Origin of the sequence: Cysteiniphilum sp. QT6929 (assembly GCF_030035755.1) — a bacterium.
GTDB lineage: Bacteria > Pseudomonadota > Gammaproteobacteria > Francisellales > Francisellaceae > Caedibacter > Caedibacter litoralis.
Genome location: NZ_CP103983.1, coordinates 1,936,758 through 1,963,186 on the forward strand (window position 1 = coordinate 1,936,758; position 26,429 = coordinate 1,963,186).

General features: G+C 41.0%; 20 protein-coding genes, 2 tRNA genes and 3 rRNA genes. 17 read left to right on the forward strand and 8 right to left on the reverse strand.

The window, feature by feature from the left end; genetic code table 11:
• Nucleotides 1-9: 9 nt before the first annotated feature.
• Nucleotides 10-882, reverse strand: a complete 873-nt coding sequence (locus NYP54_RS08415) for an IS982 family transposase (protein ID WP_283155809.1) — start codon at nt 880-882, stop codon at nt 10-12.
• Nucleotides 883-1,080: 198 nt separating this feature from the next.
• On the opposite strand from NYP54_RS08415, the gene NYP54_RS08420 reads away from it, so the two are divergent.
• Nucleotides 1,081-2,001 carry a hypothetical protein gene (locus NYP54_RS08420; protein ID WP_283156132.1) on the forward strand — a complete coding sequence of 307 codons (921 nt, stop codon included), beginning with the start codon at nt 1,081-1,083 and terminating at the stop codon, nt 1,999-2,001.
• On the opposite strand, the gene NYP54_RS08425 is transcribed toward NYP54_RS08420, so the two are convergent.
• The 4 genes from NYP54_RS08425 to NYP54_RS08440 all read right to left on the reverse strand — a co-directional run bounded on the left by NYP54_RS08425 (nt 1,998) and on the right by NYP54_RS08440 (nt 5,992).
• Nucleotides 1,998-3,218 carry a type II secretion system F family protein gene (locus tag NYP54_RS08425; RefSeq protein WP_283156133.1) on the reverse strand — a complete coding sequence of 407 codons (1,221 nt, stop codon included), beginning with the start codon at nt 3,216-3,218 and terminating at the stop codon, nt 1,998-2,000. The genes NYP54_RS08420 and NYP54_RS08425 overlap by 4 nt on opposite strands.
• A 19-nt stretch (nt 3,219-3,237) precedes the next feature.
• The gene (pilB, locus tag NYP54_RS08430) at nt 3,238-4,944 is read right to left on the reverse strand and encodes a type IV-A pilus assembly ATPase PilB (RefSeq protein WP_117003993.1); all 1,707 of its coding nucleotides are present in this window, start codon (nt 4,942-4,944) and stop codon (nt 3,238-3,240) included.
• Between the two features lie 77 nt (nt 4,945-5,021).
• Nucleotides 5,022-5,369: an outer membrane protein assembly factor BamE gene (gene bamE, locus NYP54_RS08435; protein ID WP_151194311.1), complete on the reverse strand. Its 348-nt coding sequence runs from the start codon at nt 5,367-5,369 to the stop codon at nt 5,022-5,024.
• Nucleotides 5,370-5,404: 35 nt separating this feature from the next.
• Nucleotides 5,405-5,992, reverse strand: coding sequence for an SIS domain-containing protein (locus tag NYP54_RS08440; RefSeq protein ID WP_283156134.1), 588 nt, complete (start codon nt 5,990-5,992; stop codon nt 5,405-5,407).
• A 98-nt stretch (nt 5,993-6,090) separates the two neighbouring features.
• On the opposite strand from NYP54_RS08440, the gene NYP54_RS08445 reads away from it, so the two are divergent.
• Nucleotides 6,091-6,855 carry a hypothetical protein gene (locus NYP54_RS08445; RefSeq protein ID WP_117003996.1) on the forward strand — a complete coding sequence of 255 codons (765 nt, stop codon included), beginning with the start codon at nt 6,091-6,093 and terminating at the stop codon, nt 6,853-6,855.
• A gap of 22 nt (nt 6,856-6,877) precedes the next feature.
• On the opposite strand, the gene NYP54_RS08450 is transcribed toward NYP54_RS08445, so the two are convergent.
• The 3 genes from NYP54_RS08450 to NYP54_RS08460 are packed head-to-tail and all read right to left on the reverse strand — an operon-like array spanning nt 6,878 to nt 9,930.
• Nucleotides 6,878-8,014: an ABC transporter permease gene (locus NYP54_RS08450; protein WP_283156135.1), complete on the reverse strand. Its 1,137-nt coding sequence runs from the start codon at nt 8,012-8,014 to the stop codon at nt 6,878-6,880.
• The gene (locus NYP54_RS08455) at nt 8,011-8,961 is read right to left on the reverse strand and encodes an ABC transporter ATP-binding protein (RefSeq protein ID WP_283156136.1); all 951 of its coding nucleotides are present in this window, start codon (nt 8,959-8,961) and stop codon (nt 8,011-8,013) included. The genes NYP54_RS08450 and NYP54_RS08455 overlap by 4 nt, the downstream gene beginning before the upstream one ends.
• Nucleotides 8,962-8,976: 15 nt before the next feature.
• The gene (locus NYP54_RS08460) at nt 8,977-9,930 is read right to left on the reverse strand and encodes an HlyD family efflux transporter periplasmic adaptor subunit (RefSeq protein WP_283156137.1); all 954 of its coding nucleotides are present in this window, start codon (nt 9,928-9,930) and stop codon (nt 8,977-8,979) included.
• A 394-nt stretch (nt 9,931-10,324) separates the two neighbouring features.
• On the opposite strand from NYP54_RS08460, the gene NYP54_RS08465 reads away from it, so the two are divergent.
• From NYP54_RS08465 to NYP54_RS08535, 15 genes are all read left to right on the forward strand, one after another.
• Nucleotides 10,325-11,978, forward strand: a 16S ribosomal RNA gene (locus tag NYP54_RS08465).
• Nucleotides 11,979-12,057: 79 nt separating this feature from the next.
• Nucleotides 12,058-12,134: transfer RNA gene (locus NYP54_RS08470), tRNA-Ile, on the forward strand.
• Between the two features lie 140 nt (nt 12,135-12,274).
• A tRNA-Ala gene (locus NYP54_RS08475) sits at nt 12,275-12,350 on the forward strand.
• A gap of 224 nt (nt 12,351-12,574) precedes the next feature.
• Nucleotides 12,575-15,891: ribosomal RNA gene (locus tag NYP54_RS08480) — 23S ribosomal RNA — on the forward strand.
• Between the two features lie 46 nt (nt 15,892-15,937).
• A 5S ribosomal RNA gene (gene rrf, locus NYP54_RS08485) occupies nt 15,938-16,052 on the forward strand.
• Together the 16S, 23S and 5S rRNA genes with 2 tRNA genes alongside form the textbook arrangement of a ribosomal RNA operon.
• A gap of 216 nt (nt 16,053-16,268) precedes the next feature.
• Complete coding sequence (gene map, locus NYP54_RS08490) at nt 16,269-17,066, forward strand: type I methionyl aminopeptidase (RefSeq protein WP_283156138.1); 798 nt, start codon at nt 16,269-16,271, stop codon at nt 17,064-17,066.
• A gap of 8 nt (nt 17,067-17,074) precedes the next feature.
• Complete coding sequence (locus NYP54_RS08495; protein WP_283156139.1) at nt 17,075-17,908, forward strand: hypothetical protein; 834 nt, start codon at nt 17,075-17,077, stop codon at nt 17,906-17,908.
• Nucleotides 17,909-17,984: 76 nt separating this feature from the next.
• Nucleotides 17,985-18,308: a ferredoxin FdxA gene (gene fdxA / locus NYP54_RS08500; protein WP_117002322.1), complete on the forward strand. Its 324-nt coding sequence runs from the start codon at nt 17,985-17,987 to the stop codon at nt 18,306-18,308.
• A 12-nt stretch (nt 18,309-18,320) separates the two neighbouring features.
• Nucleotides 18,321-18,884, forward strand: a complete 564-nt coding sequence (gmhB, locus tag NYP54_RS08505) for a D-glycero-beta-D-manno-heptose 1,7-bisphosphate 7-phosphatase (RefSeq protein ID WP_283156140.1) — start codon at nt 18,321-18,323, stop codon at nt 18,882-18,884.
• Nucleotides 18,881-19,624, forward strand: coding sequence for a lysophospholipid acyltransferase family protein (locus NYP54_RS08510; RefSeq protein ID WP_283156141.1), 744 nt, complete (start codon nt 18,881-18,883; stop codon nt 19,622-19,624). Before gmhB ends, NYP54_RS08510 begins: the two co-directional genes overlap by 4 nt.
• A gap of 17 nt (nt 19,625-19,641) precedes the next feature.
• Nucleotides 19,642-20,532: a UTP--glucose-1-phosphate uridylyltransferase GalU gene (gene galU / locus NYP54_RS08515; protein WP_283156142.1), complete on the forward strand. Its 891-nt coding sequence runs from the start codon at nt 19,642-19,644 to the stop codon at nt 20,530-20,532.
• 4 nt (nt 20,533-20,536) lie between these two features.
• A complete protein-coding gene (gene gmk, locus NYP54_RS08520) occupies nt 20,537-21,127 on the forward strand; it encodes a guanylate kinase (protein ID WP_283156143.1) in 591 nt (196 codons plus the stop codon).
• A 192-nt stretch (nt 21,128-21,319) separates the two neighbouring features.
• Nucleotides 21,320-22,102: a hypothetical protein gene (locus NYP54_RS08525; RefSeq protein ID WP_283156144.1), complete on the forward strand. Its 783-nt coding sequence runs from the start codon at nt 21,320-21,322 to the stop codon at nt 22,100-22,102.
• A 132-nt stretch (nt 22,103-22,234) separates the two neighbouring features.
• On the forward strand, nt 22,235-23,659 hold the full coding sequence (locus tag NYP54_RS08530) for a DASS family sodium-coupled anion symporter (RefSeq protein WP_283156145.1): 1,425 nt from the start codon (nt 22,235-22,237) through the stop codon (nt 23,657-23,659).
• Between the two features lie 976 nt (nt 23,660-24,635).
• Nucleotides 24,636-26,348 carry a M4 family metallopeptidase gene (locus NYP54_RS08535; RefSeq protein WP_283156146.1) on the forward strand — a complete coding sequence of 571 codons (1,713 nt, stop codon included), beginning with the start codon at nt 24,636-24,638 and terminating at the stop codon, nt 26,346-26,348.
• Nucleotides 26,349-26,429 lie beyond the last annotated feature (81 nt).

Consider the following 26,429-nt stretch of genomic DNA (forward strand, 5'->3'; position numbering starts at 1 on the left):
AATTACGGTTCATAAAACACTCAATCTTTTCTGGCCCACAATAGAGATAGGATCGATAACCCATGCAGCTAAGCATGCCATCAAATGTGTGCATGCATTTACAGGTGAGCGATGCCTTGTATGCCACAACATTAAACTATTTTTCAAATGATCAAATAGAGTTTCAATCATACCTCTATGCCGTAACAATTGCTTTTCCTGTGGAGTCCTAAATAGCTTTTTCATATTCTTTTTGAGCGTAGTAATCAATTTAAGCCCTTGCTCTGCAAGGCATTCTGCTTTGGCTTTGGATACATAACCACGATCGCCAAAAATCATCCCTTGAAGTTCCTTACACATATCCAACAATGGCGTCCTATCATCAGTGTTGCCACGAGTGACTCGAATGCTAACAAGCTCACAAAGATTATTAACCACAAGATGCAATTTCAGCCCAAAAAACCAACCTGTACTCGTTTTGCTTTTACCTGCTAGTCCCTCAAAAACCTTATGATTTTTCTCGCGTAAGTTATGACAAACTGGCAGTTTTGTTGCATCAACATAATAAATACCAGTGCGCTCACCTTGATGATAAGTTAAAAAGTAAGACAACGGTAAAATCGCTTGACTCATCAGCTCTACAAAGCGATTATACGATGGCGCTTGAGGAAAATATTCATGCCAATAAACTTTGATAAACTCGTTGTAATATGTTTTGAAATTGCGATATTGAGTTATCTGAAACATAATAAGAATTGTCATAATTTCACTCACTGCTAACTGTTGCGCTTTGCCATATTTTCTGTTTCTATCCATGCCAATTTGTTTGAGTTTAAGTTGCTTTTCATAGATAATGCAAAAGTCGTCTATGCGGCAAAATGTTGAAATAAGTAGTTCTATCATGTTGATCTTGAGAAATTACCATAAGAATTACTTATTTTAACACCATAAAACCCTTTTAAATCAAGGATTTTAATTCCGAACTCAGGTTAGATAAGGTGTGGATTTGCAAGTAAATGCTGGATCAAGGTAGTGGTTGTTATTCAAAAAAGATAGAATTGTTAGCGTCAAGTCAAATGAAAATTGTTTAGGAAAAATTTAATGAATAAAACAAAAAAAATCATCTTATTAAGTGCAGCGTCACTGTTGTGTTTGAATGCTTATGCTGATAATAACACCCCTTCAGAATCAACGATTAGCTTTTCTAAAAGTAGCGAGGTCATCGTTAAATCAGACACGGCATTGGTAAATATCATTGTCAATGCAACTGCTTTGCAGGGTGATAATACTATTATTCAAAAAGCAGCGATTCAAAATCTATCGGGTGTTTTACCAAAGATTGACTGGAAAGTTGTTGATTATAAAGAAACACAAGCAGATAGCGGTGCGCAAAATATTCGCTTGGTTATTCAAGCACGCTTAACCAGTGAAGAAATTAAAATCTTACAAAAAGAGTTAAAGAACAATAACTCAAATAATAGTCGTTTCAAAGTTGAGGTCGTTAACTTCGATCCAACCCCTGAGATGCTAGATCAAGCCAAAGACAATACCATGATTTCGATGTATCAGTCGATTGAGCAATATGTGAATGATTTCAATAGCAAAACCAATAGCGATTATTTTATTCGCTCGGTGAGTTACAGTATTAATGAATCTGCTATTGAGCCGCGTGCGGTTATGTATACTAAAATGAATGTGTTGGCAGATGCTGCACCAAGCAATAACGATAATCTTAGCGTTTCTAAAAAAATGGTAATGAGTGCCTATGTGACATTGGCGCAAAAGGATACTGATCACTCAACGACAAAGGATGTGAATATGAAAACAACAGAAGTTTTGCCACCTGCTTATTTGCAAGTACCGGGGTTTAAACAATGTCTACAAACCGTTGATAAAGGGACTTGGACTGCATGGTGCATGCCAACGGCTCAACCGCAAGGGTGTAGTGATAGTAGCTGGAAAGCATTAAGTGATTTGAAAGCACAGGGTAAATTAAATGGCATGGATGATTGTGCGAATTAAAGCGCTTCACCAAGGTTAAACATTGGCACGTACATACTGACAACCAAGAAGCCGACGATACAACCTAAGATAATCATAATAATAGGCTCTAAGGCGCTACTGAGATTAGTGACAAGGACATCGACATCTTCTTCATAAATCTTGGCGATATTGGCAAGCATTTCCTCAACTTGCCCTGATTCTTCACCCACTGAGATCATCTGCAGCATAAGCCCTGGGAAGACATGGGTTTCAGAGGCAGCATGCAACATTGTGCGTCCTTTGGATACTTCATCTCTGATAAATAATGTCGCTTTTTCATAGCGTGAGTTACCTGTAGCATTGGCAACTGTCGTTAACGCCTCAAGCAAAGGCATCCCTGCTGATGAGGTGGTCTCAAGCGTGCGCGCAAAACGGGCAAGTGAGGATTTTTGAATCACTTTACCTAATACCGGCACTTTAAGTAAAGTGTAGTCGATCCATACTTGTACTTTGGGATAGCGTTTTTTAGCTACTTTAAAGAGTACGATGATTGCAACGACGATGACAACTAAAATCCACCAATATTTCTGGCTAAACTCAGAAATATCAATGGTAATTTTGGTAATGGCTGGCAATTTAGTGCCTGATGAGATAAAAATATTAGCAAATGCAGGTACTGCATAGTTTAATAAAACCCAAGTCACAATAATGGCAACTCCGATGACCATCACAGGATATGTTAGTGCCTTTTTTACTTTCTTTTTAATGCTTTGTACTGATTCGCGATGTGAGGCAACGCGATCAAGCATAACATCAAGCGTTCCCGACTCTTCACCTGCGGCACATAAACTACAAAAGAGTTTATCAAAGTATTTAGGATACATCTTGAGGGTATCACTAAAAGAGTTACCACTTTCAACGCTTTGTTTGATCTGAATAAGAAGCTTCTTAAATGAGGTGTTTTTGCTTGATTCCATAATTGTATCTAAAGCGCGAATAATCGGCACCCCTGCATGTGCCATGGTGGCTAATTGTCGCGCGAGCAAGGTAATCTCAGCCTCTTTAATACGCTGTGGGAATAGCTCAATCGGTTGCTTTTTGATTTTGCTGATTTTAATCCCATTGCGCTCAATCTGTGCTTTGGCAAGATCAATGTTGATCGCTTCAATAACACCATTGGTTTTAATGCTGCGGCGATCATAGCCAGACCACAGAAACGTTTGCTTTTTGATACTGGTTTTTTTTGCTGTTTTCATCTATTCACCTTGGTCAGTATTACATTGAGGTAACGCGGTGCGCTTCTTCAATTGAAGTGACACCATGCACTACTTTGATTAAAGCAGACTGCTGTAGATTATCAATCCCTTCGCGCTGTGCCTGTTCAGCAAGCGTTAGTGTGCTGCGACCCTCGACAATCAAGCGACTCATCGCAAGACTCAATGGCATCACTTCATAAATAGCAACGCGTCCACGAAATCCTTTAAAACAACGCGCGCAACCCTGTGGGTTATTGGTATATGCGGTAAACTCTTTTTCAACATGAACTGGGCGAATACCCATGTCTAATAATAATTCACGGCTAATATCAGGAGCTGGTTTTTTACAATGTGGGCAGAGCTTACGTGCCAAGCGCTGCGCGATAATCAGTGACACAGAGGAGATAATATTATAGTGCGGAATTCCCATGTCTAATAGGCGGTTTAAGGTTTCCGGTGCGCTGTTGGTATGTACAGTAGATAATACCAAATGCCCCGTTTGTGCGGCTTTAATGGCAATATCTGCTGTTTCAAAGTCACGAATCTCACCAATCATAATAATATCGGGATCTTGACGTAAGAAAGACTTCAAGGCTCGGGCAAAGGTCAGACCCTGCTTGTTATTGATTTGCACCTGATTAATACCATTAACATTGATTTCAACTGGGTCTTCGGCGGTTGAGATATTCTTATCAATGGTGTTGATAATGTGTAGTCCAGTATAAAGTGTGACTGTCTTACCACTTCCTGTTGGACCTGTTACCAAGATCATGCCTTGAGATTGTTTTAATGCCGCGAGATAAATTTCTTGTTGGTGCGGTTCAAAGCCCAGTTTATCAACACTAAGATTAGTCTTTGCCTGATCCAAAATCCTTAAAACAACTTTCTCACCAAATGCCGTTGGACAGGTGCTGACCCTAAAATCAATGACATGTGTTTTGGAGATTTTTAATTTAAAACGTCCATCTTGCGGAATACGTTTCTCTGCAATATTTAGTTGAGACATGATTTTGATTCTAGCGGCAGTTCGTGCGGCGATTTTAAGTGGGGGGGTGGCAATCTCTTGCAAAAGTCCATCAATCCGATAACGAATTCTGAAGTTTGTAGCATACGGTTCAAAGTGGATATCCGAAGCGCCTTTATTAATTGCATCAACAATAATCTTATTGATGTATTTGATCACCGGCTCATCGTTATCACCAAAGTCATCATCATCTTCAAAGTCATCAGCCTCAACAATATCAAGGTCAATTTCTTCAAGATCCATGCCTTCAAGCGTTTTCATAGCATTGTCAGTGGTGTTCTCGGTCACTTCTTTGATGAAGCGTCTAAGGTGTGTGTCATCAACAATGATTTGTTCAATATCTAGATTGCTGAAAAAGCGAAACTCACGTACGGCGTTTAGGTTTAATGGATCACTGGTTGCTAATAGTAATGTGTTGTCTTTTTTGTAAAGTGGCAAACAGACGTAGTCATTAATTAAACGCTCATCCAAAAAAGCACGTGGGAAAAAATCCAAATCATAAGCATTCAGATCAAAAAGAGGCAAGTTAAAAAACTGCGATGATTCAATGGCAAATGCATTGGCATCAAGTAGCTTCTTGTTGATCAAATGAGTGATAAGCGGCTCATTGCTATTGTCTATTTCATCAATAGCTTGTTCAAGATCATCATTATTAATAAGGTTTTGGCTAAGTAGAAAACTACTGATTCCGTGCTGAGTCATAAGCAATCAAATGGTTATCCATTACATGCTAGACAGTATAGGTGGAAAAAGTTGAATTATCTATGTGATGGCAAGAATTACTTGCTGATATAAACGGTTTCAGGTGGTGAGTAATCACCACTTACTTGCGCGAGCTTGTTATCTTTGAATGTTAAAATGAGTTGTTTTTCCGAGCGCGGGGCGTCAAATGAGTTTTGGAAGCTATAGATATAGTTCCACTGATCTTGGGCAAAAGGATCAATCACATCTGGTGTGCCTAGGATGTACTTAATTTGCTCCTTGGTCATGCCAGGCTTAATCTGTTTCATGATGTCTTGAGAAATGATCTTGCCTTGCTGAATCGGTGGCGTGTAGGGGGTGAAAATGCTGCACCCTGAAAGTAGTAGTGTTCCGCACGCAGCGAGAAAAACAAGTTGTTTTTTCATAGTTATAACTTTTATCACTAAATATTTATATTTGGTTATACGCCAAAGAGACCATGGTCAATTGCTTCACAAAGACAGTTTATAATTGTCAATTGTCCTTCGTGGATACAAGCAACTTGCTCAGAAGGGATGCAAATCTCAAGGTCACTCGGCCTGTACATGGCACGTATCTTACCACTATCTTTGCCGGTTAAGCTAATAATATGCATATTTTTTTCGTGTGCTACTTTGATCGCTTCTACGATACCTTCAGCATTTCCTGAGGTGCTCATGCATAACAAAATATCTTCAGATTGCCCTAAAGCGCTAATTTGCTGTGAAAAGGCATAGCGAAAATTGTGATCATTGGCAATAGACGTTAATGCCGCACTGTCGCTAGATAAGGAGATGGCGGGCAATGCCGGACGCTCCATCGAGAATTTATGTAAAAGCTGGGTGCTAAAGTAATTAGAAAGTGCGGCAGATCCGCCACTGCCACAGCTTAAAATCTTTTTGCCAGATAAAATGCTTGACACCAACACTTGACCGGCATGAGCGATGGCATCGGCTAAGCCATCGGCAATGAGGATGCTTGTTTGAATTGAGTTACTAAAATGATCTTTAACGCGATCTGAGAATTCCATATTTAAATTCCTGCCATCTAAGCATTGCTATAACTATAAGATTTGATTAATCTGCCACAATAACTTTTTTAGGTCAAATGGCTTTACGGAAATAATCAATGTTAAAAAATAAAGGTGCTATTGTTAATACCCTTAAAAGTGCATGGCAGATGTATCGTGCGACACTAAAATCGTGCTTTTTATTGGCAGTTATCAGTGCAGCGATTGCGGAGTATTTTAAACTATATGCGCTAAACTCAGGGGTTGGTGAGGCGATACAAAGCTATATGCAATCAGGGAAATTGCCAGATAGTTTACCAGATGCGCAGTTCTTGGCATTTTTAGGTTTGTTTTCGATGTTTGTGACCATGTGTGTTTATGGGCTTTTGGTATGTATTGGCGGTAATTATCTTAAAGAAGGTGTTGCACAAAAAGAGGTGATCAAAAAAGCATTTGTCATTTTCAAAAAGCGCTTTCCCTTATTCTTAATGGTCTGCATTTTAAATGGCTTTTTATGGTTTTTGGCAAGTTTCTTAAATATATTTGGTCTGTGGTTAGCGGCAAGTTTCACGCTGATCCTATTGCCGACGGTGCTTCTTGGTAATGTGGGTGTGTGGATGAGCTTTCGTGAGAATTTTCGCTTATTAACAGGCAATCTTCTTTATGCCTTGCAATTAGGCTTTATTGTGATGTTAGTGCTTTTACTTAAGTATGTTGTTTATGCGCTGTTTATGGCAATAGGTCATGCTGGTGATATGAACTTTGGCATTGAGCATGTTGTTATTGTCTTTGTCGATGCATTAACTTTGCCATTTATTATTATGATCATGGTTGCGGCATTTGATGAGCTTAATGCGCGTGATGATATGCCGATTCAGTCTTAGGTCTTTAGGAATAAGAAAATGATTATAATGTCTGCTTGTAACGCAACATCGCGATAATGCCAATAATCACTGTGAATAAAAGCAAAGCGCCGACTTCGGGCACTGCGGTGACAAAGCCATTGCCCTTTAACATAATGCCGCGAACGATTCTTAAATAATGCGTTAACGGTAAGCAATCGCCAAGAATCTGTGCCCAGCGCGGCATCCCATAAAATGGAAACATAAAGCCTGATAGCAAAATAGACGGTAGAAAGAAAAACATCGTCATTTGCAGTGCTTGCAGTTGGCTGCTTGAAAGGGTTGAGAACAAAATACCAACAAAAAGATTGGCTAAGATAAACGGTAATGTATAGATCAGTAATGTGCCAAGACTGCCATTCATGGGGACATCAAAGAGAAAAAATGCGGCAAATAGAATAATAAACATCTGCACGTAACCCACGAACAGATAAGGGATAATCTTGCCAAGCATGACCTCCAACGGTCTTAATGGTGTTGCCAGTAATGTTTCAATGGTGCCGCTTTCCCATTCACGAATGATTGATAAGCAAGTAACCATAACCATTGTCATCGTCAGGATAACACCAATAAGTCCTGGCACTATGTTGAATTGTGTATCATTTTCAGGGTTATATTTGGAGTGGACGACTAGCTTAAAAGGTGGGTCATCGGTTTTGAGGTACTGCAAACCGTTTTTACTTAAATCATGATTGAAAACGCTCTCAGCCAATTTGTTAAGTGCCAAAATGGCATTGACACCACCAGAAGGCTCTGCGGCATCATTAATCACCAAAAGCTCTGGTTTCTCGCCACGAATCAATTTTTGTGTGAAATCAGCCGGAATAACAAAGATAAACGATAGCTTACCGCGCGCAAGTGCCTCTTGCGCTTCATTGAAACCCATTTTATTGCTGGTAAATTCAAAGTATTTGGTATTCTGCAGTTCGCTAACTAATGTGCGTGTGAATTGGCTTGGGTCATTATTGATCACTACCGATGGTAGGTAATTGGGATTAAGATTAATGGCATAACCAAAAAGAACTAATTGCACAATAGGTATCCCAATAAGCATCATGATGGTGCTTTTGTCGCGACGCATTTGCACAAATTCCTTGAATAAAATGGCAAGTAAGCGTCTTAAGTTAATGGCAAAACTCATGAGAAATTATCCTTATTGTTTAGCATTAAATGGATAAATATATCTTCTAGTGTTGGTGTGATTTGATTATGTTGGTAATCGCTAGCTAGTGTTTGCGCTAAAATATTGTCAAGTGCAATTGTTTTTTTAGAAGATACATGTAGTGTTTGACCAAATAAAGAGACTTGCTCAATGTGTGAGATGTCTTCAAGCTTTGATTTAAGCGACTGCAATCTTGGACCGGTGATCTCAAACGTATTTAATTCAGACTGTTGAATGATTTCTTTCAAGGTACCCTTTACAAGCAGTTTGCCATAAGCAATATAAGCGAGTTTGTGGCAACGCTCAGCCTCATCCATATAATGTGTGCTAACTAAAGTGGTGACACCTTCTGATGACAGTCTGTGGATCTCATCCCAAAACTCGCGACGGGCTTTGGGGTCAACCCCTGCGGTGGGTTCATCAAGGAGCAAAAGCTTGGGGTTGTGAATGGTAGCACAGGCTAAAGCTAGGCGTTGTTTCCAACCACCAGAGAGCTCAGCTGCCTTTTGTTTTTTGCGTGCATTACCAATCTTTAATTGATCAACAGCACGTGCTACTGCTGTTCGCGGGTTTTTCAATCCAAAGATACGCGCAATAAATAATAGATTTTCTTCAACGGTCAAATCACCATACAGTGAAAATTTTTGCGTCATATAGCCAACATTAAGTCGAATAAGATTGCCTTGGGTTTTAACATCAAATCCTAAACAAGTGCCTTCACCTGCATCAAGTGGCAAAAGACCGCTTAACATGCGTATTGTCGTTGTTTTGCCTGAGCCATTAGGACCCAGAAAGCCATAAATCTCGCCTTGGTTGATGGTTAGATTGACATGATCAACCACTAATTTGCCCGCAAAAGACTTGCACAGTCCATCAACTTTAATAATGGGTTGTTCATCAAGCGCTTGATCAGAAGATGTTTGCATGGCTACTCTCCAAGCCTAGTTTAAGAATATACGAACTGGTTGACCTGGATGAATTTCCGAGCCCACTTTATCAGGTCTTGCTTCAACGCGGAAAACCAGATCATCCAAGGTGGTCTGACTATAAATAACTGGTGGGGTGTATTCAGCGCTTGGTGAGATATAGGAGATCGTCGCATGTTGTGGGTTGCTGTCGTTATTATTATCTATTGTGTAATTAATCAATTGACCAAGATGAATTGATTTTAAGATCTGTTCAGGTACATAAAAGATAATACGCATCTTTGAAGGGATATAAAAAGAAACAACAGGACGATAAGCCTGCACTTGTTCGTCAGGCCAATAAAAGATGTCATAGATATAACCGTTATCAGGCGCTTTAATATTAAGTTGGGCTAATGTCCAATCGGCAATTTCTTTTTCAGACTCGGCTTGTTTGACGTTTTCTTGTTGTGAGCTAATTTGATAGGGGCGTGCTGGCAGCTTTAATGAAGCCAGTTTGGATTGTAAAGAGCTCAAGGTTTCTCTGGTTTCTTTTTCAATACTCTTGCTTTGATCAAACTGTGATTGAGAAATGCTTTTATCTGCTAAGAGTTTTTTATCACGCTGAAATTGCTGTTCGGCATAGAGGTGCTTGGCTTTGGCTGCTTCAATCTGAAATTCCACCTCACTAATAAATTCTTCGCGCTTACCAGATTGTTGATCATGGTATAGTGCTTTTTGTGAATTGATTTTGGCAATATTGCCTGTGAGTTGGGCATTGTACGGCATGTCATCTAAGGTGGCGATAAGCGTGCCTTTTTTCACAAATTCACCTTTGTGCACATAAAGCGTCTTTAGTGAAGATGAGTTCGGTGATGATAGATAGCGCAGATCAGCTTCCGTATATCCTTGATAAGAGGGTGTTGAGTCATTGCAGCCACTTATAAGTAAAACCGATGTGATAAAAAGTATAAAATATCCCGCTCGCATAAAGCATCCTTAGCAGTTGAGTCGTCATTTCCTGTGTTTACATTAAAGTTTAAAATAGGGGTTTGTCAAACTGAAACAGGAGGTTTAAGCAGTGAGGATTGCTCTCGGTGGTCGCAAATCAATCAATTCGATGGATTTTTAGATCACGTTCCAATCAAAACTCAATAAAAAGCTGTAAAAGTTAAAAAAGATGAAAAAAGGGGTTGCGGGGTGAGAATTGGTGTGTATAATGGCACCTCGTTCTCAGCGAGAATGTTCGCGAGAAACGCCTTGGTAGCAAGGTTTGAGAGATGTTTAAAGAGATATAAAATGTAGATACTTAAATACTTTGAGCAAAAATTTTTGCGGATTGTTAATTCTTGTTTTAGGACGGGAATTGATGATCTAAGGATTTAAACTGAAGAGTTTGATCCTGGCTCAGATTGAACGCTGGTGGTATGCTTAACACATGCAAGTCGAACGGGTTCGGAAGACAGAATACAGATGACAGAGTACAGATGGTTGAATGCAGCAAGCTGCATGGATTATTTTAAATTTAGATGTTTAAATTAATTTATCGCATAGGCGATTCGACTACTGTCTTCAGTCTTCTGTTATCTGTCTTCTGGCTAGTGGCGGACGGGTGAGTAACGCGTAGGAATCTGCCGTACAGTGGGGGACAACAGTTGGAAACGACTGCTAATACCGCATGATACCTTCGGGTCAAAGGTTGCTTAGGCAGTCGCTGTACGATGAGCCTGCGTTGGATTAGCTAGTTGGTGAGGTAAAGGCTCACCAAGGCGATGATCCATAGCTGTTCTGAGAGGAAGATCAGCCACACTGGGACTGAGACACGGCCCAGACTCCTACGGGAGGCAGCAGTGGGGAATATTGGACAATGGGGGCAACCCTGATCCAGCAATACCACGTGTGTGAAGAAGGCCTTAGGGTTGTAAAGCACTTTAGTTAGGGAGGAAGGTTATCAGGTTAAGAGCTAGATAATTTGACGTTACCTAAAGAATAAGCACCGGCTAACTCCGTGCCAGCAGCCGCGGTAATACGGAGGGTGCGAGCGTTAATCGGAATTACTGGGCGTAAAGGGTTCGTAGGTGGTTAGATAAGTCAGATGTGAAAGCCCTGGGCTCAACCTGGGAACTGCATTTGATACTGTTTAACTAGAGTTTACTAGAGGATTGGGGAATTTCCGGTGTAGCGGTGAAATGCGTAGAGATCGGAAGGAACATCAATGGCGAAGGCAACAATCTGGGGTTAAACTGACACTGAGGGACGAAAGCGTGGGTAGCAAACAGGATTAGATACCCTGGTAGTCCACGCTGTAAACGATGAGTACTAGCTGTTGGGTCTGGTGTAAAAGACTTAGTGGCGCAGCTAACGCGATAAGTACTCCGCCTGGGGACTACGGCCGCAAGGTTAAAACTCAAAGGAATTGACGGGGACCCGCACAAGCGGTGGAGCATGTGGTTTAATTCGATGCAACGCGAAGAACCTTACCTGCCCTTGACATCCATAGAAGATCTGAGAGATTGGATTGTGCCTTCGGGAACTATGAGACAGGTGCTGCATGGCTGTCGTCAGCTCGTGTTGTGAAATGTTGGGTTAAGTCCCGCAACGAGCGCAACCCTTATTTTTAGTTGCCATCATTAAGTTGGGCACTCTAGAGAGACTGCCGCTGATAAGGCGGAGGAAGGTGGGGACGACGTCAAGTCATCATGGCCCTTACGGGCAGGGCTACACACGTGCTACAATGGGCATTACAGAGGGAAGCGAAGCTGCGAGGTGGAGCGAAACTCAGAAAGGTGTTCGTAGTCCGGATTGCTCTCTGCAACTCGAGAGCATGAAGTCGGAATCGCTAGTAATCGCGGATCAGAATGCCGCGGTGAATACGTTCCCGGGTCTTGTACACACCGCCCGTCACACCATGGGAGTGGGTTGCAAAAGAAGTAGATAGTCTAACCGTAAGGAGGACGTTTACCACTTTGTGATTCATGACTGGGGTGAAGTCGTAACAAGGTAGCCGTAGGGGAACCTGCGGCTGGATCACCTCCTTAAAGGTACTTAGGTACAAAGATATTAAGAGAATAGCAAGAAGTGTTTAAGTGTTTACAATTGATGTTTTTTCAGTAGATTGGGTCTGTAGCTCAGCTGGTTAGAGCGCACCCCTGATAAGGGTGAGGTCGGTAGTTCAAGTCTACTCAGACCCACCAATTCAGAAGACAGAGAACAGAAGGCAGAAGACAGAAGACAGAATTTGGATCAAGCAAACTTGATGGATTTATTTTAAATAGATCATCGCGAAGCGATACGATTATCTGTCCTCAGTCATCAGTCTTCAGTTTTCAGAAAAGGGGCCATAGCTCAGCTGGGAGAGCGCCTGCTTTGCACGCAGGAGGTCAGGAGTTCGATCCTCCTTGGCTCCACCATCTACGCATCGATATTTAATTAAGGTTCAAAGAATGCTTTGATTTGATTTAACTTAATTTTAATTATTATATTGTGCTAAAGAGATTTATCTGATCAAGGCGCGAGAAGAATGAAAGCAAGAGTTTATAAAAATAAATGATTGCTTGAATGATTTGAAGCAACGCAGGTCAGGTGAATGTCTTGAGCACAAGAAGAGATCTTTAACAATTTATTATAGAGTAATGACCAAGAGAATAAGCGCAAACGGCGGATGCCTTGGCAGTCAGAGGCGATGAAAGACGTGATAGCCTGCGAAAAGCTTCGGGGAGTTGGCAAATAAACATTGATCCGGAGATGTCTGAATGGGGAAACCCAGTTATCTTTGATAACTATCTTAACTTAGGTTAAGAGGCGAACGTGGGGAACTGAAACATCTAAGTACCCACAGGAAAAGAAATCAACCGAGATTCCCTCAGTAGCGGCGAGCGAACGGGGAAGAGCCTGGCATATTTTAGCACATAGATTAGTTGAACATTCTGGGAAGGATGGCCATAGCAGGTGATAGCCCTGTAGACGAAAATTTATGAGTGGAACTAGGTATGCGAATAAGTAGGGCGGGACACGTGAAATCCTGTTTGAAGATGGGGGGACCATCCTCCAAGGCTAAATACTACTGACTGACCGATAGTGAACCAGTACCGTGAGGGAAAGGCGAAAAGAACCCCGATAAGGGGAGTGAAATAGAACCTGAAACCGTTTGCGTACAAGCAGTGGGAGCATGTATAGACATGTGACTGCGTACCTTTTGTATAATGGGTCAGCGAGTTACTTTTAGTGGCGAGGATAACTGAATAAGGGATCCGTAGCGAAAGCGAGTTTTAATAGAGCGATTAGTCGCTAGGAGTAGACCCGAAACCGACGCGATCTATCCATGACCAGGTTGAAGGTTGGGTAACACCAACTGGAGGACCGAACCCGGTAATGTTGCAAAATTATGGGATGAGTTGTGGATCGGAGTGAAAGGCTAATCAAGCGCGGAGATAGCTGGTTCTCCCCGAAAACTATTTAGGTAGTGCCTTGTGAATAACTCGTTGGGGTAAAGCACTGTTTCGACTAGGGGGGTTTTGCGACCTTACCGACTCGATGCAAACTTAGAATACGACGAAGTTTAATCACAGGAGACACACGGCGGGTGCTAAGGTCCGTCGTGGAGAGGGAAAGAGCCCAGACCGCCAGCTAAGGTCCCCAAGTTATCGCTAAGTGGTAAACGATGTGAGAAGGCATAGACAGCCAGGAGGTTGGCTTAGAAGCAGCCACCCTTTAAAGAAAGCGTAATAGCTCACTGGTCGAGTCGGCTTGCGCGAAAGATTTAACGGGGCTAAGCGATACACCGAAGCTGCGGATTCAGAGGACAGAAAACAGAAGACAGAGGACAGAATAATGAAATCTATAGAAAAGTTTGAAGACTTAATGGTTTTTCAGAAAGCATATAAAGTTTCATTGGAAATACATAAGTTAAGCTTGGAGATGCCGAAAGTTGAGCAATATGCTCTGGCGGATCAAGTAAGGCGAGCGAGCAAGTCAATTTGCGCAAATATTGCGGAAGGATTTGGTAAGCAAAGTATATCCAAGGTTGATTTTAAACGCTATTTGGCAATAGCGATTGGATCGGCTGAAGAGATGCGAGTATGGATAAGATATTGTTACGATCTGGATTATATTACTAAGTCTGATTGGGAAAGATTTAGCGATGAGTATCGAGATATAGCAAAGATGTTAAGTGGTCTTCATAAGAAGTGGATGTAGTTTTGATTTATCTGTTTTCAGTCATCTGTCATCTGTCCTCTGAGTGGTAGGGGAGCGTTCTGTAAGTTGAAGAAGGTGAATTGAGAAGTTTGCTGGAGATATCAGAAGTGCGAATGCTGACATGAGTAACGATAAATAAGTGAGATTCTTATTGGCCGAAAACCCAAGGTTTCCTACGCAATGTTAATCAACGTAGGGTAAGTCGGCCCCTAAGGCGAATCCGAAGGGAGTAGTCGATGGGAAACAGGTTAATATTCCTGTACCGATTGTAATTGCGATGGAGAGACGGAGAAAGCTAGGTCTGCCCGGCGGATGGTTGTCCGGGTGAAAGCGTGTAGGTAGTATGTTTAGGTAAATCCGGACATATGTTGATCTGAGGCGTGAGACGAAGTCGAGCTTGCTTGACGAAGAGATTGATGCTCTGCTTCCAGGAAAACCTTCTAAGCATAGATTATGATTGACCGTACTGTAAACCGACACTGGTGGGTGGGTAGAGAATACCAAGGCGATGAGAGAACCCAGGTGAAGGAACTAGGCAAAATGACACCGTAACTTCGGGAGAAGGTGTGCCCCATTAGGGTGAAGGACGCACGTCTGGAGCTTGAAGGGGTTGCAGATACCAGGTGGCTGCGACTGTTTACTAAAAACACAGCACTCTGCGAACTCGAAAGAGGAAGTATAGGGTGTGACGCCTGCCCGGTGCCGGAAGGTTAATTGAAGGGGTTAGCGCAAGCGAAGCTCTGGATCGAAGCCCCGGTAAACGGCGGCCGTAACTATAACGGTCCTAAGGTAGCGAAATTCCTTGTCGGGTAAGTTCCGACCTGCACGAATGGCGTAACGATGGCCACACTGTCTCCATCTGGGACTCAGTGAAATTGAAATCGCAGTGAAGATGCTGCGTACCCGCGGTTAGACGGAAAGACCCCGTGAACCTTTACTATAGCTTTGCACTGGACTTTGAAAATATTTGTGTAGGATAGGTGGGAGACTGTGAGATCAGGGCGCTAGTTCTGAAGGAGTCGCCGTTGAAATACCACCCTGATATTTTTGGAGTTCTAACTCAGGCTTAAGCCGAGGACAGTGTATGGTGGGTAGTTTGACTGGGGCGGTCTCCTCCCAAAGAGTAACGGAGGAGTACGAAGGTGCACTCGGTGCGGTCGGAAATCGCACCAAGAGTATAAAGGCAAAAGTGCGCTTGACTGAGAGAGTGACGGCTCGATCAGGTACGAAAGTAGGTCTTAGTGATCCGGTGGTTCTGAATGGAAGGGCCATCGCTCAACGGATAAAAGGTACTCCGGGGATAACAGGCTGATTCCTCCCAAGAGTTCATATCGACGGAGGAGTTTGGCACCTCGATGTCGGCTCATCACATCCTGGGGCTGAAGCAGGTCCCAAGGGTATGGCTGTTCGCCATTTAAAGTGGTACGCGAGCTGGGTTTAGAACGTCGTGAGACAGTTCGGTCCCTATCTGCCGTGGGCGTAGGAGATTTGAGAGGGTTTGTTCCTAGTACGAGAGGACCGGAATGAACGAACCGCTGGTGTTTGGGTTGTCTCGCCAGAGGCATTGCCCAGTAGCTACGTTCGGAATGGATAACCGCTGAAAGCATCTAAGCGGGAAGCCAGCCTCAAGATGAGATCTCCCGGGATTAAATCCCCTAGAAGGGTTGTTGAAGACTACGACGTTGATAGGCTGGCTGTAGAAGTGCAGTAATGTATGAAGCTAACCAGTACTAATTGCCCGAGAGACTTGGTTATTACTCTATGATAGATTGTTAGAGGTTTCTGAAAAGAAGCTTAAAATTTTGGCGGTAATAGTGTTTAGGTACCACCTGACTCCATTCCGAACTCAGAAGTGAAACTGAATAACGCCGATGATAGTGTGGCATTCGCCATGTGAAAGTAGGACACCGCCAAATTATTCGACATTGAAAGACGATGGGACATCGCAACACAACACAAATTCAAAAGGCTCCTTAGGGAGCCTTTTTTGTTTCTAGTATAGGACTTTTTCAAATTCTCTTTTAACCAAAGACAATAAAATTAATACTAGTTTTTGGCTTTAGATTGAAATGCAACAAGCAATGCATGTACAATACGACGTTTACTACGTTAAAGATAATGTAACTGAATTCATGACTAATATAATTTTAAAAACACCTGAACAAATTGAAAAAATGCGTGTAGCAGGTCGTTTGGCGGCTGAAGTGCTAGAAATGATTGAACCATATGTTGTGCCCGGTGTGACAACGGCAGAACTTGATAAGATATGCCATGATTATATCGTTGATAAGCAACAGGCTATTCCTGCTTGTTTGAATTACCGAGGATTTCCAAAATCAGTATGTACATCGATTAATCATGTTGTGTGTCATGGTATTCCTGCAGAAAAGAAGCTTAAAGCGGGTGATATTATAAATATTGATGTGACGGTTATTAAAGATGGCTTTCATGGTGATACCAGTAAGATGTTCTTTGTTGGTGGGCGCGAAAAAGCATCAATACTCGCACAACGATTAACAGATGTGACTTATGAATGTCTGATCAAAGGGATTGAGCAGGTCAAGCCTGGCAATCGCTTATATGATATCGCACAAGCGATTGAGAAGCATGCCAAGTCGCGCAACTTCTCCGTGGTTGAAATGTTCTGTGGTCACGGTATCGGTCAAGGTTTCCATGAGGAGCCGCAAGTATTGCATTATGTCTCAAAGCAGGCGCATGAGCACAAGTCTTTACAGACTGTTTTAAAACCTGGTATGACATTTACGATTGAGCCGATGATTAACGCCGGTAAAAAGCAAGTGACGGTATTGCGTGATGGCTGGACGGCTGTAACTAAAGATAAAAGTTTATCAGCACAATGGGAGCATACGTTAGCAGTGACTGAAAATGGTGTTGAAATATTAACAAAGCGCCACGATGAGATAATTTAGGATAGCCTATGTTAAGCCAATCTCAAGTGAATGAAGCATGTCATATGTTAAAACGTGACGGGCAGGAAGTCACGATTTCCAAAGTGCGTAAATTACTTGATAAGCATTATTCTTTTTTTGATGTGGCAGATAAAGTCCTTTTATATAAAGAAGATACTAAAAAAGCGGAAATGATTGCCAAGCAAGAGGTGGTGCAACCTCCTGAAAAAACAGTGCTAGGTTTAGGTTCTGTGATTGATAAGGTGTTATTATCTTGCGCCTTGCGAGAACATAAAGAGGTTGCCATCAATCTTAAGGAAAAGTTGCAAGATTATATCGATCAAGAAATTAAAACAAAAATACATAAGTATGAACATGAGATAAAAAAAATACGCCAGAGGAATGATCATCTGGAGGTTAATTACTATGGATCTAAGGCAAGGTTTGATCAGCTTATTCAAGAACATAAATTGCTAAAAGAGCAAAACTATATGTTGCAACAGCAACTGCAAAAGGCGCAAGTAGTAAAAAATCACCGTGTTACTGAAGAAACTCAGCAGCAACGGCCAGCGCAAATGAGAGATTATCAAACGCAAATGGCGCTATTAAAAGCAGATTGTTGTGCAACATATGATATGCAAAAGCAAAGTATTGTTGTGAAAATGCCACCAAAACATAAGCTAGAGCGTGAGTTTCAAAAAGGTATTAACAGTATTTATTTGCGTGCCAATGCCGTGTATGACTTTGCCACTAAATTTTGGTTTTTGGATCAATTTGAAGCAAAGACGATTAATTTACTGGTGCGTAATAATTTTGTCATTTCAAAAGAGCTTGCGTATGTCTTACAGAAGTTGCAAGGTTGAGTGTTAATAAATCTTTTAAAACCTTGGGTAAGTGTTAAAATATTGACGTTTTTAAGAAGCTAAAAGGTGTGGGTATATGCCATTTGTGGTAACAGAAAGTTGTATTAAATGTAAATTTGGTGACTGTGTTGAGGTGTGTCCGGTAGATTGTTTTTACGAAGGTGAGAATATGCTGGTGATTAACCCTGATGAGTGTATTGATTGCGCATTGTGTGAACCGGAATGTCCTGTCAATGCGATCTATTCAGAGGACGAGTTACCAGAAGATCAGTTAGAGTTTGTTGAGCTTAATCGTGAATTGTCGCAAGAATGGGATAATATAACAGAGAAGTGTGATCCACCTGAAGATGCAGATCAATGGCGTGACGTGAAAGACAAACGTCAGTATCTTATTAAGTAATTGATTCTTTGTATGACAAAACAAATAAAAGCGATAGCACCAAAACTTATTATTCTTGATCGTGATGGTGTGATTAATGAAGATTCGGATGATTATATAAAATCAGCGGATGAGTGGCAGCCTATTCCTGGAAGTATTGAGGCGATTATTGAGCTTAAAGCAAAAAATATCCCTGTGGCAATAGCAACGAATCAATCAGGTGTTGGGCGTGGACTTTTCGATCTTGCGACATTAATGAGCATGCATGATAAGTTATATAACCTATTAGCTGAAGATAAAGATGCCATTCAGCATATTGCCTATTGTCCGCATACGCCGGATATGGATTGTGTCTGTCGCAAGCCGCAGACAGGCATGCTTGATGAGATCAGTCTGAAACTTGACATTGCATTGAGTCCAGAGGTTTTTTTTGTCGGTGATAGTTTTAAAGATATCCAAGCGGCAAGAAAGGCGAATTGCACACCGATCTTGGTTAAAACTGGTAAGGGCTTAAAAACATTGGCAAAGCATCAAAGTGAACTAGCGGGTGTAATGATATTTGATAATTTACAGCAGTTTGTGGAGGCTGTGATATGAATCTAATGAAAGGCTTATGGTATGGCATATTGTGGCTAAGACAAATCATTTTTGTGGTTTATGTCTTAATATTGACCACCGTTTTAGCGACGTTAACAGTGATTCTAGGCATGTTAAGATTGCCGATAGCTGTGCGTTTAATTCCAGCAAAAGTTTGGTCAATATTAACACGTTGGGGGCTTGTTGTTTTCTTATGGCTACGCGTTAAAACCGAAGGTCGAGAGAATCTCTTAAAAGAGCCGTGTGTTTATGTGTGCAAACACCAATCCTCATGGGAAACCGTGGTATTCCATGGTTTGTTAAATAATGTGTGTTTTGTGTTAAAAGAAGAGCTTCTAAGGATCCCCGTGTTTGGGCAAGGTTTAAAAGCTGTTGATAGTATTCCGATTGATCGCAAGCAAAGCTTAAAGTCCTTTAAGAAAGTATTACAAATGGGTAAAGAGCGTTTAAAGTCAGGTTTAAGTATCGTGATTTTTCCGGAAGGGACACGTGTGCCTGTTGGGCAATATCCTAAGTTCCATAAAACGGCGATTACATTAGCAAAATCCAGTGGTGCAATGGTCGTGCCTGTGGCGCATAATTCAGGTAAGTTTTGGCCAAATAAGGCAGGTTTGATCAAACCAGGTATTGTGACGTTGTCTTTTGGGCAAGCTGTTTCACCAAGTGATTTGGGTGTTGATGAGCTAAATGAATATTGTTACCAATGGATTAACGATAAGGTTAAAGCCATTGGTGGCTAAACACTAGGAGTAAACAAATGAAGATTACAAAAGCGGTATTTCCAGTTGCCGGATTAGGGACGCGTTTCTTACCAGCAACGAAAGCCTCGCCAAAAGAGATGTTAACAGTCGTCGATAAACCCTTGATTCAATATGCGGTTGAAGAAGCGATTGAAGCAGGGATCAATGAACTTATCTTTGTGACGAGCACGCATAAGCGCGCGATAGAAGATCATTTCGATAAGAACTTTGAGCTAGAGTATAATCTTGAGCAAAAAGGCAAACTTGAACTATTGGAAACAGTGCGCAATATTTTACCTGCGGGTGTTAACTGTGCCTATGTCAGACAAAAAGAAGCGCTAGGGTTGGGGCATGCGGTTTTATGTGCCAAGCCTTTAATTGGTAATGAACCTTTTGCTGTGCTATTAGCGGATGATCTAATTGATAATGTTGATGGCAAGGGCGCGTTGTCACAAATGATGAATCAATATTATTATCAAAAATGCGGTGTTATCGCGGTGCAAAATGTACCAAAGAAAGATACGGGCTCTTATGGGATCGTCAAAACGCGTGCAGATCAGAGCATTGAAGCGATTGTTGAAAAGCCATCACCTGAGAAAGCACCGTCAACTAATGCCGTCGTTGGTCGATATATATTGCCAGGGGAGATTTTTGATTATCTTGAAACAATTCCTAAAGGTGCCGGTGGTGAGATTCAACTAACTGATGCCATTGCCAAGCTGATTGAAACACAACGGCTTGTCGCACATAACTTTGAAGGTACGCGTTATGATTGTGGTGATAAGCTTGGGTTTTTGATTGCCAACTTTGAGTTAGCAACTCGCGATAAACTACTGGGTAAAAAGTTTATGGCGCATGTGCAGACAACGCTTGGCGTAAATACAGTGAATGAACTTTTGGATCATTAATAAAATGAGCAAGTTAGGTACGGTTTATATTGTTTCTGCCCCCTCAGGTGCGGGGAAGACTTCATTGTTAAAAGCGCTTATTGAGACCAACGATGGCGTTGCGGTTAGCGTGTCACATACAACGCGCAAGCCACGTCCGCAAGAAGTTAATGGACAGCATTATCATTTTGTCAGTCATGAAGTATTTGAAAAAATGATTACAGAAGGTGACTTTATCGAATATGCCAAGGTGTTTGATCATTATTATGGAACATCCAAAGCATCGGTTAATGCACTGACACAGAAAGGCTTAGATGTGATCTTAGAGATTGATTGGCAAGGCGCAAGGCAAGCCAGAGAAATCTTTAAAAATAATTGTGTTAGTATTTTTATACTGCCGCCAAACTTGGACGCTTTGCATGAGCGCTTAGTCAAACGGGGGCAGGATTCACAAGAGGTGATTGCAAGACGCATGCAAGACGCACAAAACGAGGCATCGCATGCCAATGAGTATGACTATGTCATTATTAATGATAACTTTAATGAAGCCTTAGCTGATTTGCGGGCATGTTTTCGTGTGCAAAAGTTAAAATCTCATCTAGACTACTGTTTGTAATACCCATCGTAAATCATTTTGCGGTGTTTGATTGTAAAGTAGTTTGTGAGGATTTTGGCAAGTTGGATTGCAGGTAATAGTTAGGACTATTGTCAAAATTTAACTTGCCAAAAGCACGCAAAAAACAAAGCAAAAAATTCTGTAAAATGCTTTGTGATGGGTATATAAGTTCATTAATTAGGGAGAATGCCGATGATAAAAAGGATAGTGGGTTTTTCAGCGATTTTATTAACAACGATAAATGCCAATGCAACTTGTGGTATTGATAAAGCGGGTTGCTCTTTGTTTTCAATCTCACCAATGGCAGGATACTATAGCTATCGTGAACCGGGGCTTATGAGTATCAAAGGACCAAGCTTTGGTTTAGATGGTAGTTATCAGTATATTGATCGCAATAAAGTGACCTTGATTGTCGATGGACAATTTGGTTTTGTCAATGGCAAATATGATGGGCGTCTTCTTAATGGGCAGGCATTCCAGATGGATAATGATAATAGCTATATCTTGGGTATTTCACCGAAGGTCGGTTATGTTTTTTCATGGCAAAAATCAGGGTTGAAGCTCACTCCATATATTGGTTTGGGCTATCGTTATCTGAATAATGATTCAAGTAACAATTCAGCGGGATATTTACGTATTTCAAATTATTTCTATATCCCAGTAGGTGCCGATATATCATGGCATAAGAATAAACTGATTATTCAGTCACGTCTTGAGTTTGATGGACTGATTCATGGGATACAATACTCTGGTATTGATGGCGGAGTTACCAATCAACAACGCGAAGGCTGGGGTGCTAATGGCTATTTGCTTTTGGGTCGTGATCAAGGAAGTTGGGCATGGCTTATTGGACCATACATTAAATATTGGAAAATTCAAACTTCTGAAACAGCGGATGGTGCTACACAGAAAGGGTGGTATGAGCCAGAGAATAATACGGTCGATGCTGGCTTAATGATGAAATTTATCTTCTGATAGACAGACATTGTAAAGGGGCGTATGCGCTACGCCCCTACGATTAGATCAATTAGAAATTCCTGAAAAGCGCTGGAAAAAAATCACTTGCTCAACTACTGTTTATAGACAGTGGTTTATGAGTAACAAACTATGCATCAAAAAGAAATGGAATTGCCCACTATCCCAAGTATTTTCTTGTGTGTTTTAGCTGCTGTTGTGATTTATTTTGTGGCACTTTATCTGCCAGTTGGACATTTTAGTGAAGCCGGAAAACATGCGTTTGCGGTATTTTGTGTGGCTGCCTTTTTATGGATTAGTAATATTTTCCCGTTGGCAGTAACGGGCATTATTGTGTTGTTTTTGCTACCAATGTCAGGCGATATCTTTTCACAAGATGTTTATAGTTATTTTGGTAACTCAGCGATTTTTTTCGTCTTGGGTGCTTTTATTTTAGCAAGTCCGGTAATGCGCTCGGGACTTAGCAAACGTTTTGCAATCACGATTATTGCAAAGTTTGGTACAGGCTCAAAAAGACTATGTATGTCGATCTTTGTGCTAGCAAGTATTATGGCATTTTTTATTAGTGAGCATGCGGTAGCGGCAATGCTATTACCTATTGTGCTTGAAATTGTAACGGCGGCAAATGTGAGAAAGAAAAGCCGCTTTGCCTTTGCTGCCTATATGGCAATGGCGTGGGGTGCGATGATCGGCGGGACCGCTACCCTATTAGGTGGCGCGCGTGCACCATTAGCCTTAGGGATATTGCAAGACACCTTTGCCAATAATGCGCAATTTGCGCATGCTAGTCATATTGGCTTTATTCAATGGAGTATTTGGGTGATTCCGATTGTGCTTATTATGTTGTCATTAGCAAGTGTTTGTGTCTTGATCGCAGCACATAATACAGGCGCTAATATTCAATTAGCGCGTGAGACGTTAATGGCACATAAAAAGCAAATTGGCAAGATCACAAAGCGTGAGATCTTAACACTGATTGTCGTATTATTTACGATTTTATTATGGGTGTGTTATGGCACGGCTTGGGGACTGGATTGGATTGCCTTTTTGGGTGTGATTATCGCGTTTAGTCTACGTATTACTAATTGGAAGGAAGTTGAAAAAGATGTGCAGTGGGGCATTGTCTTGATGTATGGTAGTGCAATTGCTTTAAGTGTTGCTTTACGTAACACAGGGGCTGCCGCAGAGATGGTGCAAATGATGATGCGCTTAGGCGTTGAGTCACCTTTAGTTGTTCTCATCTTGCTTGTGGTATTGGCAGCGATATTAACAGAAATTATGAGTAATGCGGCTTCAGTAGCTGTTCTGTTACCGATTGGTTTAGCTTTAGCGGTGGAGTATGGCATTGATCCACGTGTGGTGACCATTGCGATTGCGACAAGTGCTGGGTTGACATTTATGTTGCCAGTGAGCACGCCAGCAATGGCGCTCGTTGTGCAGTCAGATCATGTCAAAATTCATCAAGCAATGGCATGGGGTGTCGGGCTTAAATTAGCTGGGATTATTGTTATTACATTAGCAATGGCGCTCTATTGGCCACTTCTAGGTGCCTTTTAACCTTTTAGCTTAATCTAAATCAAGAGTGCAATTTTATAAAACTTTAATTGGCAGATAAACGTATGCTGATTATGATCGGCGCACATTCCTGTGATAAAGGAGTCGCCAATGTTGTATTTACATCGCTATTGGTTGCTGATTATCTTTCGGCAGTTGCTTAACCCTCCAACAAGATAACACGCTATTGATTATTTACATCGTTCGATCTTGTAAATAACGCTTTTGCATAGAATAGGTGGGTATTAATGTGCAGAGAGTATTGCTATTTGATCATTCTTACATGTTAGGAAAATTTAGATTACACAGCTAATATTTCATTATGTATACTCCAATACATATCACGTTATTATGCGAAATTTTAGACTACATTATTTGCTTGTGCCAGTAGCTGAAAATTCGTTATATCTCAGTTAGCAAAAAAAAATTTAGACAATTAACCTTAGTGAACTGAATCACTCTTATTAATATTATATCCCAAGAGATAAAAGCATCAGCGCTTACTTAGTTTGGCTACTTGCTTTAGGGAGAGCTGGCGATGTCCATTTAGAAATTTAGAAACATTTCCTTGATTGCCAAAGATGTCTACAAGGCCTTTTTGCTTAAGGTTATACTCTGCCATAAGAAATTGAACCAGCTTATTGGGAGTGGTTAATTCTGAAAGCTTGGGAAAATGTATGTTTGATCTAGTATTAATCAGCATGAATATACAATTTGTTACAAATTTTTAATAATTCTATTTACCTGCCCAAAATGTTGTGGTAAAAATACTACCGTCATAGCAAAGCTATTTCATGTAATAAAGGGAAGAGTTTATTTAAAACACAGGCAAGGATCGTTTCTTTTGCTTGCAAGTAATGTATTTAGGCATGTTTTATCAGCATTTTTTGCTAATAAAATAGTGTGATAAATATATGCTGCCCAATGTTTATTGATAACCAAAAGCTGTGAGATAAATAGTCATAACAAGGAGAAAGGAATGAAGTTTAAAAAGAGTATTGTATTAGTTCTTAGTGTGTTAGCAACAGGAGTTTATGCTGCAGAGAGGGTTAATTTAACCAATGCACCGATTGATGATTTACAGGGTTTTCATTTGAAAACAAATCAAATAGAACCGGTGAGTAACGCGCATGTAATGCTTATGGCAGCACCGCAAACAAATACTTTAAATCAAATATCTCAATCCAGTATGGCTGGTGTTAATTATGAGCGTTATCAGCAGTATTATAAAGGGATCAAGGTCGTAGGCGCTCAGATTACGATTGCTAAAAATAATGGACATAATATGTTATTAGCTGCCAATCAGGAGAAAGCTAATGGTGAAGTGGTCAAAGATCTCAATGTTGATACAAACCCAAGTATCTCAGCACAGCAGGCAATTGCCCAATCTTTAACTGTATACAATGAAAATGCTAATGGTTATCAGGTGGATTATCTAAATGGTAATGCCCCAAGTGCTGAGCTACAAATTATCACTGAAAATCAACAACCAAAATTGATCTATCAGGTTAAGTTTTTCGCGCAAAAAGCAAATAATCAACCACAGGATATGCGTTATTATGTTGATGCGAAAACAGGGCAAGTAGTGACAAGCTGGGATAATATCCAAAATTTCGAGGATACAGGACCAGGAGGCAATGAAAAGGTGCAAGAATATTGGTATGGTCAAGATGGGATGCCATCTTTGGATGTGACAAAAAAAGGAACAAAGTGCACGATGGAAAATACTCGCGTGCGAACCGTTAATTTACAACAAAAGTGGGATGACTATACGACCACGCCTTACCCTTATACCTGTGGCAAAAATACAGGACAAGATGAGATTAATGGCGCATATTCTGCTATTAATGACGCGCAATATTTTGGTGATGTTATTATTGATATGTATAAAGACTGGTATGGCATTAATGCATTATCTGAAAATAATGAGCCGATGCAGCTTGTGATGCGTGTTCATTATGGAAGTAATTATGATAATGCTTTTTGGAATAGTGAAAATATGACCTTTGGTGATGGCAGTGATTTCTATCCTCTGGTATCCCTAGATGTGGCAGGTCACGAAGTAAGCCACGGTTTTACAGAGCAACATTCAGGACTGATTTATACAAATCAATCAGGTTCTTTAAATGAGGCATTTTCAGATATGGCAGGACAAACCGTCAGAGCCTATTTACTAAGCCAGAACGAGATTAATTATGTGAAGTTTTATCCAGAAGATCCAAAAGGGCAGATTGATTGGGGGTTAGGTGAAACCATTATGAAAGGTGATGGCGTGGCTTTACGTTATATGAACAACCCATCACAAGATGGTGCTTCAGCTGACTGTTATGATCCGACACTTAACGGGGCGCTGACATGCAAGATCAGTTACAATCAAATGCTTAAGAAAGCACACGGTAATCAATCATATATCGTTCATACCGGTAGTGGTGTGTTTAATAAAGCATTCTATTTATTGGTAAGCACATGGGCATCTGATAATCAAGTGCAAGGCTTGTCCAATCAATATGCTGAAGGTGTGAAAGAAGCATTTCATGTAATGATGTTGGCGAACGTCAAATATTGGACGCCTTCAGTGACTTTTGAGCAGGCTGCTTGTGGCGTGGTCAATGCTGCCAAAGATATTCACTATTCGACAGCAGATGTTAAAAAGGCATTCACAGACGTTGGTGTCAGTACAGCTAATTGTTAAGTTTTTAAAACTTGTTTACACAAATAATATCTACGCTATAATGTCCCGACTTCTACTAGGGAGTAGCTTCTTGGGTCTGAT

Bases quoted from the DNA above. Each gene is read 5' to 3' on its own strand.
- NYP54_RS08415 (WP_283155809.1), bottom strand. From the start codon at position 882: ATGATAGAACTACTTATTTCAACATTTTGCCGCATAGACGACTTTTGC.
- NYP54_RS08420 (WP_283156132.1), top strand. From the start codon at position 1,081: ATGAATAAAACAAAAAAAATCATCTTATTAAGTGCAGCGTCACTGTTG.
- NYP54_RS08425 (WP_283156133.1), bottom strand. From the start codon at position 3,218: ATGAAAACAGCAAAAAAAACCAGTATCAAAAAGCAAACGTTTCTGTGG.
- pilB (WP_117003993.1), bottom strand. From the start codon at position 4,944: ATGACTCAGCACGGAATCAGTAGTTTTCTACTTAGCCAAAACCTTATT.
- bamE (WP_151194311.1), bottom strand. From the start codon at position 5,369: ATGAAAAAACAACTTGTTTTTCTCGCTGCGTGCGGAACACTACTACTT.
- NYP54_RS08440 (WP_283156134.1), bottom strand. From the start codon at position 5,992: ATGGAATTCTCAGATCGCGTTAAAGATCATTTTAGTAACTCAATTCAA.
- NYP54_RS08445 (WP_117003996.1), top strand. From the start codon at position 6,091: ATGTTAAAAAATAAAGGTGCTATTGTTAATACCCTTAAAAGTGCATGG.
- NYP54_RS08450 (WP_283156135.1), bottom strand. From the start codon at position 8,014: ATGAGTTTTGCCATTAACTTAAGACGCTTACTTGCCATTTTATTCAAG.
- NYP54_RS08455 (WP_283156136.1), bottom strand. From the start codon at position 8,961: ATGCAAACATCTTCTGATCAAGCGCTTGATGAACAACCCATTATTAAA.
- NYP54_RS08460 (WP_283156137.1), bottom strand. From the start codon at position 9,930: ATGCGAGCGGGATATTTTATACTTTTTATCACATCGGTTTTACTTATA.
- map (WP_283156138.1), top strand. From the start codon at position 16,269: ATGACTAATATAATTTTAAAAACACCTGAACAAATTGAAAAAATGCGT.
- NYP54_RS08495 (WP_283156139.1), top strand. From the start codon at position 17,075: ATGTTAAGCCAATCTCAAGTGAATGAAGCATGTCATATGTTAAAACGT.
- fdxA (WP_117002322.1), top strand. From the start codon at position 17,985: ATGCCATTTGTGGTAACAGAAAGTTGTATTAAATGTAAATTTGGTGAC.
- gmhB (WP_283156140.1), top strand. From the start codon at position 18,321: ATGACAAAACAAATAAAAGCGATAGCACCAAAACTTATTATTCTTGAT.
- NYP54_RS08510 (WP_283156141.1), top strand. From the start codon at position 18,881: ATGAATCTAATGAAAGGCTTATGGTATGGCATATTGTGGCTAAGACAA.
- galU (WP_283156142.1), top strand. From the start codon at position 19,642: ATGAAGATTACAAAAGCGGTATTTCCAGTTGCCGGATTAGGGACGCGT.
- gmk (WP_283156143.1), top strand. From the start codon at position 20,537: ATGAGCAAGTTAGGTACGGTTTATATTGTTTCTGCCCCCTCAGGTGCG.
- NYP54_RS08525 (WP_283156144.1), top strand. From the start codon at position 21,320: ATGATAAAAAGGATAGTGGGTTTTTCAGCGATTTTATTAACAACGATA.
- NYP54_RS08530 (WP_283156145.1), top strand. From the start codon at position 22,235: ATGCATCAAAAAGAAATGGAATTGCCCACTATCCCAAGTATTTTCTTG.
- NYP54_RS08535 (WP_283156146.1), top strand. From the start codon at position 24,636: ATGAAGTTTAAAAAGAGTATTGTATTAGTTCTTAGTGTGTTAGCAACA.